At 56.3% G+C, this 14,458-nt stretch carries 13 protein-coding genes; 3 read left to right on the top strand and 10 right to left on the bottom strand.

What is annotated here, in order from left to right:
- Positions 1-164 precede the first annotated feature (164 nt).
- The 5 genes from DOU54_RS26345 to traA all read right to left on the bottom strand — a co-directional run bounded on the left by DOU54_RS26345 (position 165) and on the right by traA (position 7,058).
- Positions 165-395, bottom strand: coding sequence for a hypothetical protein (locus DOU54_RS26345; RefSeq protein WP_113732134.1), 231 nt, complete (start codon positions 393-395; stop codon positions 165-167).
- 12 nt (positions 396-407) lie between these two features.
- A complete protein-coding gene (locus DOU54_RS26340) occupies positions 408-1,634 on the bottom strand; it encodes a type IV pilus twitching motility protein PilT (RefSeq protein ID WP_113732133.1) in 1,227 nt (408 codons plus the stop codon).
- A 148-nt stretch (positions 1,635-1,782) separates the two neighbouring features.
- The gene (locus DOU54_RS26335; protein WP_286079969.1) at positions 1,783-2,526 is read right to left on the bottom strand and encodes a type IV secretory system conjugative DNA transfer family protein; all 744 of its coding nucleotides are present in this window, start codon (positions 2,524-2,526) and stop codon (positions 1,783-1,785) included.
- Positions 2,527-2,672: 146 nt separating this feature from the next.
- Positions 2,673-3,176, bottom strand: a complete 504-nt coding sequence (locus DOU54_RS26330; RefSeq protein ID WP_113732131.1) for a DotD/TraH family lipoprotein — start codon at positions 3,174-3,176, stop codon at positions 2,673-2,675.
- A 129-nt stretch (positions 3,177-3,305) separates the two neighbouring features.
- A complete protein-coding gene (gene traA, locus DOU54_RS26325) occupies positions 3,306-7,058 on the bottom strand; it encodes a Ti-type conjugative transfer relaxase TraA (RefSeq protein ID WP_193603473.1) in 3,753 nt (1,250 codons plus the stop codon).
- A 231-nt stretch (positions 7,059-7,289) separates the two neighbouring features.
- On the opposite strand from traA, the gene DOU54_RS27660 reads away from it, so the two are divergent.
- The 3 genes from DOU54_RS27660 (at position 7,290) to DOU54_RS26310 (ending at position 9,674) form a co-directional block, all read left to right on the top strand.
- Entirely contained in the window at positions 7,290-7,496 is a 207-nt protein-coding gene (locus DOU54_RS27660) for a TraC family protein (protein WP_157803361.1), read from the top strand.
- A gap of 55 nt (positions 7,497-7,551) precedes the next feature.
- Positions 7,552-7,740, top strand: a complete 189-nt coding sequence (locus DOU54_RS26315) for a conjugal transfer protein TraD (protein WP_100560295.1) — start codon at positions 7,552-7,554, stop codon at positions 7,738-7,740.
- A 62-nt stretch (positions 7,741-7,802) separates the two neighbouring features.
- Positions 7,803-9,674, top strand: a complete 1,872-nt coding sequence (locus DOU54_RS26310; protein WP_193603472.1) for a type IV secretion system DNA-binding domain-containing protein — start codon at positions 7,803-7,805, stop codon at positions 9,672-9,674.
- Positions 9,675-9,679: 5 nt separating this feature from the next.
- Here the strand turns inward: DOU54_RS26310 and DOU54_RS27245 are convergent, their stop codons facing one another.
- The 5 genes from DOU54_RS27245 to repC form a co-directional block, all read right to left on the bottom strand.
- Entirely contained in the window at positions 9,680-10,156 is a 477-nt protein-coding gene (locus DOU54_RS27245) for a hypothetical protein (RefSeq protein ID WP_146617407.1), read from the bottom strand.
- A gap of 107 nt (positions 10,157-10,263) precedes the next feature.
- Positions 10,264-10,875: a recombinase family protein gene (locus DOU54_RS26305; protein WP_113732128.1), complete on the bottom strand. Its 612-nt coding sequence runs from the start codon at positions 10,873-10,875 to the stop codon at positions 10,264-10,266.
- Positions 10,876-11,405: 530 nt separating this feature from the next.
- Positions 11,406-11,630, bottom strand: a complete 225-nt coding sequence (locus tag DOU54_RS26300) for a hypothetical protein (RefSeq protein WP_113732127.1) — start codon at positions 11,628-11,630, stop codon at positions 11,406-11,408.
- 61 nt (positions 11,631-11,691) lie between these two features.
- Positions 11,692-12,015, bottom strand: coding sequence for a DUF736 domain-containing protein (locus DOU54_RS26295; RefSeq protein ID WP_100560382.1), 324 nt, complete (start codon positions 12,013-12,015; stop codon positions 11,692-11,694).
- A gap of 614 nt (positions 12,016-12,629) precedes the next feature.
- Complete coding sequence (repC, locus tag DOU54_RS26290; protein WP_100560285.1) at positions 12,630-13,910, bottom strand: plasmid replication protein RepC; 1,281 nt, start codon at positions 13,908-13,910, stop codon at positions 12,630-12,632.
- Positions 13,911-14,458: the final 548 nt, after the last annotated feature.

Below are 14,458 nucleotides of genomic sequence, written 5' to 3'. Positions count from 1 at the left end.
CCCTTATTATGGAACTAAGCCATTGATATCGCTGAATATTTTAGATTCGGATCAATTTGCGCAGAATTGCTACCATTGTCACGGATTTTCCCGACTGTGCTTTGCCAACGATGATTCCTGTTTTAGGCACAGGTGGCGTTCCAACGCTGTTCTTTCTCATTTCTTCACCGTTCCAAAAAGGCGAGACCCTTGTCAGTCGGATTTAGTGACCGAACGCTTCCTTGAGCGATAACAGGATAGGCAATCTCGACCAGCTCGTGATCGAGAAGCAATCTCAATCGACCCCACGGCAAATCTCGATCTTCACCGCGTATGATTAGCGTCAAGTCCTCTTGCGCTTCCCGGCTTTGGCCTTCAGTCATCGGCCTGACTGCATACCGATTATGATCGGTCATGCCGCATCTCCTCTATTCCAGGACCTCAAACATCGACCGCGGAACGAAACTCCGGGCCTCTTTCATCGTGATCCAACCTTCGTCGACAAGCTTCATAGTCGATTGGGCGAGCGGTCGCGCAATAACCTTGTCAGATTTCATTCCCTCCTTGAGGAGCTGACGCACCACAGCGGACCAGCCGTCGATTGGCTTATCCAGAAATCGGTCGCGAACATCATCATCGAACACGAGGAATTCGCGGACCGCAAAGCGTTTGGTGCCGTCCGTCGTGCGGATAAGATGTTGAGCGATAAAGATCTGCAAGGAGCTGATCAGGTCGAACGCTCGCGCGGCCTGCTCCTCCGCCGGAAATTCCATCGCCATGCGCCGTAGCCCCTCGGCTACGGAGCCCGCGTGCGTGGTCGTGTTGACGATATGCCCCTGAATGCTTGCAGCGATACAGCCGCTCATCGAACCATGATCGCGTGCCTCACCGACATTGATGATCGCCGGCGCACGCCGAAGTGACGACCAGATTCCGGCCGCGAAGGTAGGAAGGTCACGCCCCTCCCCGATCTCCGATTGGCCGATCAAGCTCGCGGAATCGCCCTGCTCGCTGAGAATATCGGAGAATGTGAATTCGATCGGCGCCTGAAAGTCCACGATCTTTCGCGGATTTTCGTGGTTTTCGAGATGATGACGGGTGATTGCAGCCATCGTTGTCGATTTTCCATGGCCCGTCCCGCCCGCAATGACGATGATGCCGGATTTCGGATTGAGAAACGGCCTCAACTCATTTTCGAGCTGAACATCATCGAGAGTCGGTGTACGAGACGGCAATGAGCGCATCGTCAATTCGACGCCGGAGCCGCCGTTTTTCGTAATCGGGGTTGCGTTGACGCGGAAACGATGCCGCTCATGGCGACTGACTTGGACCTCATAGGAGAAGTCGAGACAACGGCCCTGGCGCAATATGCTCGGTGCATCGCTCGATCGCCAGATGTACGACAGCAGTAGATCGACCTCTGAGCGCAGCAACATGCGCTTGGTGCCGAAATGCTGGCGAGAATTGATCTGAATGCGCGGCCGGGCTTCCGACTGGATGGTAATGTCGGACGCCCCGCGCTTGCCGGCGCCGACGATGAATGTGTCGAAGATCTCGGGCGAGGAATCGAACCGCGTCGGCTCTTCCTTCAGGACCGGTACGAAGGAATCCGTTGGCTTGAATGGGGTATCGTCCAGACGCGTTTCGTCAATCATCTGCCTCGCCTATAGAACCAATAGCCAGCAACCACGGCAATCAGAGCTACGACGATGAAAAGCCCGCCATATCCCCCTTCCTGCTTGCGGAGGCCGAGGGGGTCAGCAGGATCGACCGTGCTTGTCTGGCTCGAAGTTGAGTTTCCGTTCATTTGGAGACCTCGAATCTCCGAGTGATCGGTTTCCAACGCCTCGGGTCGGAAACGAACGTCGCGGCATTCTCGATCTTCACCCGGCGCTGGCCGATAAACAGCTCTTCCGGCGTGCCCTTGGCACGAACCTCGCTCGACGTCACTACAAGGCTCTTGACCAGGCCAGCATCGACCAGACGCCGATATTCGACCATGCCCAAATAGTCGCGGCGAAGAAGGTTCATGTTTTCCTTCAACGCTTCCTCGGCCTGCATCCGTCCCTGCCGCCAGCCTTCAGCCATATAGCGGTCCCAAATCTTTCGCTCTTCCTTTCCAGAAGGAAGGAACTGGTCTGAGGGATCAGGGGTCTTATCGACGCCGATAACGAGATAATCGCGCCAGCTCGGTATCACGGCCACGAGGCGACCGGGCTTCTCGATGCGGTAATATTCATCGGCCGCAACGCTCTCGCGGCCGCCGTCCGTGATGGTGATCGCTTCCTTGGCCCTGCTCACGACAGGAGGAACGACATAGCCCGCCTCTTTCGGTGCCTTGTAGACCACATCATTGAAATTGAACTCTTGCGAAAGCCTCGACGACTGCGCCTCAAGCTCTCGCAGGATCTCCCACGAACGCCGCTCATAGGCGGCCTGCGCCGCATATGAGAGCGCAGCGTCGCGCAGCGCCGAATACCGCTCTGCATCAACGGCGTTCGCGCCGGTCCCGCTGCGCGTCTTACGGGCAAACTGCTCGTAAGTCATAGGCGCGGTCGTTCCGCCCGTTAGGTTGTCCACTCCGCCAAGGGTTGGAGGTGGAGGCGGTTCGTCCGGATTCGATGTACCGGTCGTGGTGCAACCGGCCAGGGCGACAGAGACGGACAGTGCGGCAAGGATTGTTGGAAACTGCTTCATAGCTTGGTGTCGTCCAGGTGCGGGACCGGGCTTTTTTCAGGCCGGGCGTAGTGGATGGTCATGACGCGTGCGAACTGGTCAATTTCCAGCCATGCGCGCCCTTTTCCTTGGCCGAAAGCTTCCCGCAACAGACCAAGAAGCGTCATGTCGGCCCAATGGACCGAAACCAAGATTGGAGACCCTGAACGTTCTCCATTCGCCCTAACGGAATAGCCGGCCATGCGGGCCGCTTTCCGTGTGATATCATCAAGTGTTCCGTTCCAACGAGCATGAACCGGCTGTAAAAGCTCTTGCCCGGCGGTCTCTGGATGCAGCCTGACAGTATTACTTGCGTGGGGCTCTAGTGCTCTCGGATATAGCGAAGCATATCGCTTTTCCTCATTCACAGTCGCCAACGACGAATCGAGATATTTTCTAACCGATAGAGTATCGAAATTCTCTTTCTTGTTCGCGCAGGCACTCAACAGGAATGCCAGAGCTACAATTACTGAGTTCCGCATCAAAAGTCGCCTTGTCTCTCATTATGGACAAGCGATCAATGGAATGATCACCCTCTCAAAATCAGTCCTACCCAATTTGACGGATTTTGCAATATACAGCATCACCAAAAGCGACCATTTCCTACAATCTTAATGCGAGATTCCTTCGCCCCTCTCCCGGCCACGCACCTGCTGCTGCTCATGGCTCATTTCAATCTTTTGCGCCTGTTGAGCCGCCTGCACGGTCGTCACAAGCTGGTCAGCTTTCGCGTACCCGGCTGCGAACGCTTCAACCCGCTCCTGATCAGCACCGGGCATCGCCTGGGCGAGGCGATCGCGATCAAGCTCATTTGTTCCCGGCAAACCGAACCGGTCGCGAACTGTCTCGACAAACCGGCGCAACTCACCCATTGCCTGCTGATCATCCGCCGATCTAATCAACGTCCCTAGACGATCTGCAGGCGTTCTCTCGATACGACCGACAAGCTCGCGTGCAGCCTGCGAAAGATCATCAACTGGCTCCCGCATCAGGGTACGGAACCGCTGCTCGTCCTTGGTCAGATCATTCCTCAGATTGCTTCGAACCTGGCCGTAATCCTGCAAGGCCGAGATCGCCGGCGAGACCGCTGCCAGCGCCTTCTCTCGCACGCCGTCATTTCGGCCGAACATGCTTCTGCTGCCGTGAAGCTCGCCAACAGATGCTGGATTATCCCGAATGGACTGCGCGAAATCGGCGACTAGAACCCGCCCGTCATCTATCCGGTTCCGCAGCGCAGAAAGCACGGCTTCAGGCCGCTGCCAGACGGCTGCAACCGCCGTCTCGAGACGGCGTGTTGCTGATTGCATGACCGGCCGGGTTTCCATCCGTGCCGCAACCGTCGCCTCGATGCTATCGCGCCAGTCGGAGATTGCTGCAACAAGTGGCTTTTCTGGTGTCGCAAACATCGCCTGCCTCCTTTCATACTGTTCGACTACCAGCCTCTCTTTCGCTTCGCTGTTGAGCGTCTGCGCGAGTTCGAGGCGCGTGAGATCCTGACCGGCTTTCTGCCCGGCATGGATCAGCGGCCAGTTGTCGATGAAAGCCTCTCGAACCGACTCCGGTAATAGCGACTGAACCTGATTGCGATCGTCGGCGCCGAGATCCGGACCGATGGCAACGACAGTCGCTTGCGGAATAATGGAAGCAATTTCCCGATTGAAGCGCTGAAGATCCGTGGCGGCTGAACCGTCCCTTAATTCATATCCAGCACTCGTGAACCAACGCCGACGTGCTCGATCCGTATCGGAGATTTGGGCATGTCCTAGATTATGCTCCAATCGGGAAAGGGCTTGACGAACCGCAGAAGTCATTTCGGGGAATGTGATGTCCGGAACCGTTACGACCTGCCGCTGTGACGGTTGATATTCCGGCCGATGTTCGGCGGCTTTGCCCTGTTGCTGCTCGGGCCGAATGACATGGGCGAATTTCTTGCCAATGGCTTCCAGCCGCTCGGCAACCTTCGTGAAGCGCTCTCGCAATGCCGCAAGCTGATGACGGAACATATCCCCAATTTCGCTGAATGATGGGATGCCGCGCCGTTCAGCAAATTCCTTCACGCTCAGACGGTAATCGTCAGTCCGTTCATAAGCGAGAGTGGTATCCTTCATGCGATCGCGTGAAAGTGTGTCCACCAGCTTATCCAGAGTTCTGAATTCATCGGAACCTGCATAAAGGGTCGCACTGTCTCGATGCCGGCTCATCGCCACATACGTCATGTGCGCGTCCATCGTCGGGCTCGCCAGAACGTGGGCACGATCGACCGTCGCGCCCTGACTCTTGTGGATCGTCGCTGCGTAGCCATAATCGATATTCGCGTAACCGTTCTGTGCGACGGTGACGCTTCGGCCGTCAAACAGACCAATCACGAGACGGCCGCGACTAGCCTCCTCTACATTGCCGAATGAACCGTTCTCGACACCAAGTTCACGGCTCTTCTCCAGAAATACGATACGATCCCCAACCGCAAACTGACGCTGGCCCCGATCAGTCCGGAACCCATGTTCCTCCTGAAGACCGCCTCCCTCTTTGATAACGTTTCGGGCAGCCATATTCAGAGCAAGGACATCGACATTGCGATGCGCAAGCATCAACACATCGACGCCGGCCTCCCAATCACTCCGCCAATTGCCGATCAAAGAATTCCGAGCCGATGCACTGTCAGATTCGAGCTGGACGAGATCATGTTCGACGTAGCGCCCGATCGCGTCCGCGGTATTCCCCTTGCCGAATTCAATAGTCGCATTCTGCATCCATTCTTCGCGCTGGCGGCGAACGCCCGTAAGCTCGATATACCCTGCGTCATCGGCAATAGCCCGGAAGGCGGCACCAGCTTCAATCGGCTGCAACTGGCGCGCATCACCGAGTAAGATGAGCTTCGCTCCGGCTTCTTCCACCGCAGAAACAAATCGCTGCATCTGCGCTGAACCGACCATGCCTGCTTCATCAAGTACGAACACATCGCCCGGCCCCAACTGGCGAAGGCCGTTCTTCCAAGACGCCTCCCAGGAGGCAAGTGTGCGGGATTCAATGCCTGCACTTTCCTGCAAGCCGACTGCAGCCTTGCCGGCCAACGCTCCGCCTACGACACGTCTCCCCTCTCCCTCGTAAACCGCGCGTACAGCGTTCATCACAGTCGATTTGCCGGCACCTGCGTAACCGACCATGACGGCGATACCCGCCTTTTCAGTTAGGCGAGAAATGACAACCTTTTGCTCTGGATCGAATTTGAAACCGGCACGTTTCTCAACCTCTGCGACAACCTTATCAGCGCTCTTCTGATTGACCGCAAAACCGTCCCGACCGACTAGCGACCGCGCAGAAGCGATCATAGTTCGTTCGGTATCGAGCACTTCCGTCGTTGTATATTTTGCGCGCTCAATGATCTTGTCTGTCATAGGATCGAAGATCGGTGATGCGATCATCACCTGATTTTCAAGCGCGCCTACGCGGAGGAACAGCGCCTGAAAATCCTCGTAGGAATCGGTGTAGCGATGGACTGTTCGCGCAACGTCGCGCTCATCGAAGACAGACTTTTCAGCGGTGATCAGCTTCAGGATGATGGAAGGATCTGCCATCACCTGCTGGCGGCGTGTCGCTTCGATCTCTGCATTGATCTCTATGCGATCCGACTTCACCCCTTTCCGGTCCATCCCCTCGGCGGTAGGCCCGCGGTGCATGGTTGGTTCGATCGCAATTCCCTGCTCTGAATAGGAGCGGTGGTCAACACGAATATCGAACCCGTGTGAGGCAAGATGATGGTTCTGCACATCCGCCCATGCTTCTCTCAGTGCAGGGATGAGCTCCTTGTCTCCGGCGAACTGGCGATAGAGGGCATGGCCGTTCTTCGAGAATTTCGGCTCACCATTCTCATCAACCGCGCGAACATTTTTTGCTCCAAATCCCTCATCTGTCAGAGGCCGCAAAGCGCTCATGATATGAACGTGCGGATTGCCCTTGATCTCGTGATACGCCCAATCCGCCACGACCCCCTTCTTTGAAAAGTTCTCCTCCACGAATTCGCGGACCAGGGCAATGTTCTGTTCTCGCGAAAACTCAATGGGCAGGGCAAGTGTCATTTCACGAGCAAACTGCGCGTCCTTCCTGTTCTCGGATGCCTCAACTTTATTCCAAAAGGCCTCCGACGCCTGAACCGGGGAAAGGTTCGCGAGAGCCTGCGCCCATTCCGGCGCATTAGCTGGTATCGCGAATTCGCTGTGAACGTTTCCCTTCTTGTTGGAAAAATCATAGGACCGTTCATAGGTCTGATTAGTCATGGCGGCGCAATGGCGATATGATGCTGCTGCGACCGCGCTTTGCCCGGTCGCCCTGCTTAAAACCTTCGCATGAAGATGAAATATCGCCATGCGAACACACATAACAAGCAGGTATCGACTTGTCGATACATAAGTGCGCCCTTACAATCGGAGCGCTGCGCGGCTCCGAACGGGACTGACAATGCGTTGGCTACGCCAACTCGTTGTTTTTCTCTGTGTCTCGCTATCGCTCGACCGCTTATCGAGTGGAAATCAATCTTGCCGTATAGAGCAACTGGCGGTATCAATGACGAGTGTACAGCGCAACAACGGAGGTTATTCGTGGCTCGCACATCAAAGGTATCGAAGATCCAAGACGAGATTGCACGTCTCCAGCAGCAGCTAGACGCTGAGCGTGCAAAAGAAGCTGAAAGGTTGGGAAGCCTAGCGGTCAAAGCCGGCCTCGCTGACGTTGAAGTCTCCGATCGCGATCTGCTCAAGGCTTTGAAAGAGGTGGCCGAGCGATTTCAACAAACACCCGCCGAGTGAAGCGGGAAGCTTAGCGCTCCTGCTTGGGAAGCGACAAAGGGAGTATCGAGACAAGATGGCGGCAAATCGGCAAAAGGATGCGCATGAGAAAATCATGCTTGGTGGGCTCGTCGTGAAGGCAGGTCTTCGCGGTGAGAACCCCGCCTTCATCCTCGGTGTGCTGCTGACTGCTTTTGAGCAAAAGGATAACGAGAAGCTTCGCATTGCGATGATCGAAAAAGGCAGGAAGGCATTTGAGAAATGATACGGAAACCGCCTGAACCTGCTGTTGGAGTTCTCGTTATCACTGCTATCGTGGCGGCGGTCATGACGCCGCTCTTGTGGTACTTCCGTTTCGTAAACCCATCATGGCCTACGGCGAACGGTCATTTCGTCCAACTCTCATTTTCGCAGGCATGGGATTGCCTGACGATATGGAAATGGGGCGCTTGCCGATCCCATCTTGAAGCGATCGGAAGCCCCCTCGCCGGCTCAGCTATTCGCAACCAGGTAGTGGTTATTGCGCCTCTTCTAGTCGCTCTCGCCCTCCTCGGAGTATTCATTTTTCAGAAGTGGCTCGTGGTTCGGCAACGCATCATTATCTCGGGAATGGTCGTAGAGGGAATGGACGCTTTGTTGCGTGCTGCTCGTTACGAGCAGAAGCACAATCGCTATCCGAAGACTCGCGGAATCCATATGTTCAATGGATGGCATTACACGCTCCCTCGCGAGACAAATCACACATTCATCCTTGGCGCTCCCGGGGGTGGCAAGACGGTAACTTTTCGTCGCATGATCGGCTCCGTTGTCGAACGCGGGGACAAAGCTATCATCTTCGATGAGAAGGGTGACTATACCCGCATAACACCTCCATCGGTTCGTGACGGAAAAGAGGTTCCTCCGCTTCTTCTGGCGCCACAGGATGACCGTTCGGCGGTTTGGGATATTGCGGCCGATTTGATCGTGTCACAGGACGCTGTTGAATTGGCGCAACGTATCATTCCCGATGACGGACATCCGTTTTTTACGCAGAGCGCTCGCGCTGTCCTCGCCGGCTGCGCTATCAAGCTGATGGCGGAAAAACCGAAGGAATGGACATGGCTCGATCTGCTCAATGAAACGCGTCAGGATCAGGAAAAACTGCTCCGGATCATGCTCAAGTATCAGCGCGGAGCCGACATATTTTTGACCGCCGATTACAAGCAGGTCATGTCCACTCTCGGACAGCTCGAAACGAATATGCGCCTGCTCGAAATGCTGGCGACGGCATGGCCGACCTATGAGGGAAGGCAGCGATTCCGGTTGCGTGAATGGCTGGTCAACAAGACCGATCAGAGAACGGTCATTGTCCAGCACTCCGGTCGATATGCCGAACTGTCTGACGGCTGGATCTCCGCGCTTTACGCGGTCGCAGTCTCTACGGTAACGGACAGTAACCTGCTTTCAGACCATGACCTGCGCCGTATATGGTTCTTCCTTGACGAATGGGGTCAGCTTCCTGAAATTCAGGATTTCGAGCGCTTCGTTACTCTCGGTCGGTCCAAGGGGGTCTGCGCCGTACTCGGTCTGCAAGACCTGTCACAGATCGCCAAAAACTACGGACAGGAAGTCCTCGACGTCCTCATAGCGTCTGTTGGCACGAAGGTCATAACTCGTATCAACTTTGGCCCCACAGCCGAACGCATGGAACGTGACCTGGGCGAGACGACATTCTATGAGTATCGCCGGGACATGATGACCGATGGCACGACGAAATGGTTGAAGGAAACGCATCGCGCCAGCCCTATCGAACGATCGGAATTCAGCACGGAATTAGGCGTCGATGATAAAGGTGTGACCGCCTTCGTTACCGGAATCGGCAAGAACGTCTATCAGGTCAAATTCCCCTTTCCTGAAGACGCAAAGGATCATCGCCCATCGAACGTTCCGGCCGAGTGGACCTACACCTTTAAACCAACCGGCACCTTCACCAGTGACGCCGATATCGACGTCTATGTGAAGGCGGTTCTTGGAAAGAACTCCCCTCCGCCACGAGGTGCGTTGCCTTCGACCGAAGATACCGAACAAGAGGACTTGCCGCTTGAAGAAGCCTTCAAAGCGGCGGCCGCGGCCGCACGCAAAAATGCGAGTGCTCCGGCACATTCTGAGGAGGCCGGAGACAAGCCCGAACAGGTCGATCTTTTTGAGAAGTACCGCTAGTTGCCCTAGTGGTAGGCCTCCATATCGGACGCCGCCCGCACATCAATCGACACGTGCTTTATGACATTCCCGTCCTTGTCTTTCGCGACAAGCATTTTGGGATTGTAAGCATAAACGCCGTTGTAATTGACGCGATAGATCACGCCGATCTTTTGCCAACGCTTTTTGGCGCGCATCACTGTATCTCGAAAGACTTCGAGTTTAGCCGCCAACTCGTCATTTGTCGGAGTTGTCCCATCCGCTCGCGGATTTAACACCAACTCCCTAAGCATCTTAGACCAATGCCTGTTTTTTGGAGGAGGGTTATCCGCGAGTTCTGTCAACCAAGAGAGATTCACGCCGGCTTCACCCGGTTTTATTTTCTCTGGTTCAGGTGGGCCGTCAAACGTTATTACCTTTGAGATGCCCTTCATCTGTTCCGCCAGTCTGTCGTTCCCACGTTCGATTTTATTTGGTGCGCTTATTGGTGTACTTTTATACAAGAGAACGTCCTAACCGTTATCATCTCCCTTAATGGAGTCAATGTTTTGCTCCATCCAGCAGAATCATTTCACAATGAATCCTGCGACATTTTCAATGTCAAATACGACTAGCTTGGCAGGAGCTTTTTCCCCTCGGTCCGCAAGGTGCCGTCTGGCCCGACATGCCGATAAAGGGTCGATCGGGTAATGCCTAATTCCCGGCATAGTTCCCCGACCTTCGTTCTCGGCTGGCTCATCGCAGCCATAGCCAAACGTAACTTCGCCTTTGTCATTTTCGGCGGTCTCCCTCCTACTCTCCCGCGCGCTCGCGCAGCAGAGAGGCCCGCCACAGTACGTTCTATTGTCAGTTCGCGTTCATACTCAGCCAGAGCGGCGAAGATCCCGAAAACCATCTTGCCCGCCGGCGTCGTCGTGTCGATTGATGCGCCATGTCCGGTTAGGACCTTCACGCCGATGTCTCGCGCTGTAAGATCATGAACCGTGTTCACCAGGTTGCGCAGATCGCGGCCGAGCCGGTCGAGCTTCCACACGACAAGCGTATCCCCTCGCCGCAATGCTTTCAGGCACGCGGCGAAGCCCGGCCGATCGTCGCGTTTCCCCGACGCCAGGTCCTGATAGATGTTGTTCGGATCGACTCCCGCTTGCACGAGACTATCTCGCTGCAGGTCGAGACTCTGCGAGCCGTCCACCTTCGATACACGCATGTAGCCGATTAGCATTCAGCCCCCTGTGCCAAAAACGGTCATTTTTGGGACAAATGTCAGTGTGTGCCATATCACCTCCCGAATCTGTCAGAAAACCCGTAACAAAAACAACATATCAAAAACGTCAGTTTTGGGACAGCGTTTTACGGCGGCCTTCGGCCGCAGGGTTTTCCCACAGGCTCCGGCCTTCTCTACGGCGCCATTGGGGGCGCGCTCAGGCCTCCGCCTGCTACGCCTGCTTTCCCTCGAAAGCAGGCTTCGGCCCTCCGGGCTGGAAAAACCCTTACTGCATGGAAGGCCGGCTTCGCCGGCGACTATTTCCTTGTTGAAATGCACCGATCCTCGATCCGGTCAAATTGCAGAGCCTCGCCATGCTCGCGGGCTCGCCGCTGCGCGTGGCTCCGGTTCCGGTCGCAAGCGACCGAGTTTGACCGGATCGGGCGGTTCGGTGCCATCCTGACCTATCGGGACGAGGGGCATCGCCCCTCGCCCGTTGGCGAGAAAGTTCGATCCGCCTCCGGCGCGGATCGAACAAGGGGCAAGTCCTATTCGAGGAGAGACAGGGCACGTATGAGCCCGCTTTCACTGTCGGGCGTCCAGCGTTGATAGTCGTAGACGCGGACAATGGTGCCGGCGTGTTCATCAGCGCTCGAGATGAGCGGAACGATCAGCTCGGGCAGCGTATCGAGCGATACACACGGATAGCAATCCAGGGCGCCATTTGGGCGTTCGAGCTCCACACGAAACAGGTGGGTTTGGGAATCAGTCATTGAACTCTCCGTCTCAGGGAAGGCGAAAGGGAAGCCCCCGCCGAAGCGGGGGCCGGGTGGATCAATCCCAGGGGATGACCGCCATCAGGCTTTCGTCATCCTGCCCCGGATAGCGGCCCAGGTTCGCGTTCAGCTTTGCAAAGCCGGTGTTGACGGTGAGCGTATAGTATTCGCCGCCCCTCTGGTTCTTCTTTTTCCAGATGCCGCCGATCTCGATCCGGCGGTTGCGCGGGGACTTCGCGTAAAGCCGGTAGACCGGAGCCTGAGGGTTCGTGCTCTCAACCGGCTCGCCGGTGATGTCGATGTCGAAGGTCAGCGTTGCGAGGTTGCCGGTCAGCGTGTCGGTTTCGGCGTCGATCTGGATGAAGTTTACGAGGTCAGACATTGCGCGATCTCCTTTGCTTGCGTTGTCGATGGACACGAGAAAGGACCGCACAAAGACCGGGCTGCACCCGAAGGGCCGCAGCGCAGCGGAGGACGGCATTGGCGGGCGATTTTGACTCGCGAGGAAGCGCCGCAGGCGCGGGGAAAATCGTTCGGTTATGCTGTTGCTGGCCGGGCGGACGGTCCTAGTGGCCTATTCGATCGACAACGCTGCCATGCAAAGGGATTTGATCGCTATGTCTTTGCTCTCGTCCCATTTCATTCCATAGCCGAAACCGGCATTTTGACCGGCACGGCTTCACAGTGTTCGTCCCGACGACATTGACATCAATGGCCTAGGCGTCGCGCGCACGAAACTTCCTGCTCCGTGCCGCCAGCTACGCTACACAGCTTTCGCGCCCGTCTATCGAAATGACAGTCGGCAATCTGGAACATGAACCAGGCCGGTAGCTTGGTCCTTCACCTCAAACTGTCAGCGCCGCTTTGCAAAGCGTGCACAGCTCCCTACATCTTGCCGGCAGGACCTCGATGCCAATGACCATCATCGGTATTCGCGCCGTCCCCCCGGCCTGCTTCGGCGGGGGCTTCCCTTTCGCCTTCAACAATTCGAGCGCCCTAGTTCATGGCAGATTTCGCCAAGGCCCGCAGTGTCGGCGCGAGGTGCAATTCACCCTTCGGCGAGCGGTACAGCATTGACAGGAAGTAGCGCGCCGGCTTCGCGATCTCGGCCGCGCCCGGCTTCAGCGCGGCGGACCGCACCAGCTTCTCAGCCACGATCGCGAGCGCCGCGGCCGCGTTCATCCGGCCGGCGACCTGTACGCCCGCGACCCATGTTTCGCGCGGTATTTGTATGAGCGCCCGGATTGTGTCGGCCTGCCCCTCCAAATCGCGCCAGGACGAGAAACTGATGCCATATTCGGCCTGAAGCTGGCGGCAAGCTAGCCGTAGCAGATCAAGGGTGGTTGCAGGATCATCATCACTACGTTCCCGGTCTTGCGCAGACGGTTCCGCTCGCACAGGCTCTTTTTCGAGAGCCCATTGATCGGCGGAGCCGATCTCAGAACTAAACTGAATCGATCGTGCGTTAGCGCGATGCCGTTCTCTTCTTACTAATGTCGTGGGGGTTGTAGTTGTATATGGGGGGACAGAATTGTCCTGCGCGGGGGACTCTTTACGGCTTTGATCGGCAGAATCATCATTCTGTGGCGATGACCCCGAAGGTTGCTCGGACGGCTCATACAGTGCAAGTGCGTCCTTCAGGAGGTCCACGAGCTGCGCAAGGTAGTCAGGATTTGCCCTCTGTTGGTGAAAATCGACTACGAGCGCATTGAACTTCTCCTCGAAACCCTGCGTCTCATGACCATCACGGCGAAGCTGTTCGAGCGCATCGACGATCTGCCGGGCGACACCTTGGCTTTGCCGTGTCGTCTCGCGCATCGATCGCCACTCATCAACATGAGCGCTCGCCAGTTCTTCGAGTTCCGCGAGCCGCGCTCTGGCGGGCGAGAAATCAAGGCCGAAGCTGCCCCCGCCTTCCCGATTTACATAGCGGCGACCGGTCGGGCTGTCGCGATAAGCGACAATGCCCGCCTCCACGAGCGAACGAATGGCGCGGGTGACGGTTTTCTCGCAGACGCCAAGATCATAGGCCAAACGGGCATTTGATATGGCGACGACGGGACGCTTGCCCTCTGTCCAGTCCTCTGCCGGGGAGATAGCAAGAAGCGTGTCGAGGATCTGGTAGGGATAGCCTTTTATGCCAAGGCGACCGGCGCATTTCTTTAGCGCGCTCGCAACCTGCGCCTTGGTCGCGGGGCGGTTGTCTTCCCTCATGGCAAGGGCAGCGCTGGCAAGAATGCCAGGCGTCACCCTTCTGAAACTGGCGATGGTCTGCATCGGATTCCTTTCTGAAATCCGGGCAAAGCTCACCCGTTCGCAAAAGCTGCGCTCGATATTGACAGTGAGGGAAAGGAGCCTTAGATTGAGACTTGAGTTTTTGAGATGGGTCTCTCGGAGCGACGGCAATCGCTTCTAAGATCATTCTTTCCCCCCGATGTAGCTTGCTGCGTCGGGGTTTACTTTTTCCGGGTTAGGGTTTCTCCTCGTTCCAAATCACACGACTCGCAATCGCGTCAGCCGCAAACGCTAACCGATTTGCTTGATAAAGCAAAATGATTCGGGAAATTTTCCGAGCTACAGCTTTCAAGCGAACCGGTCACAACTTGACAAGCGCTTGCGTCGTAAGGGTTTTTCCTAAACCCAAAGCCTGTGGGATCGCATTGTCGCACAAGCGCAATCGCATCATCGTGGCCGGCTTTACGAACACTTCCGGCACTGATCATCAATGACTGATTCTCTCGGTACTGGCGAATCTGCCCGCATCGTTACCCACTGCCAGGGAGAGGTGGAAGGGTTTGGGAAGGAGGAGGAGGGAACCGTCCCTC

It is taken from the genome of Agrobacterium sp. MS2, assembly GCF_003261015.1.
GTDB classification, from domain to species: domain Bacteria; phylum Pseudomonadota; class Alphaproteobacteria; order Rhizobiales; family Rhizobiaceae; genus Agrobacterium; species Agrobacterium pusense.
Note: the sequence above shows the minus strand (reverse complement) of the source record. Positions and strands in the feature narration are given on the sequence as shown.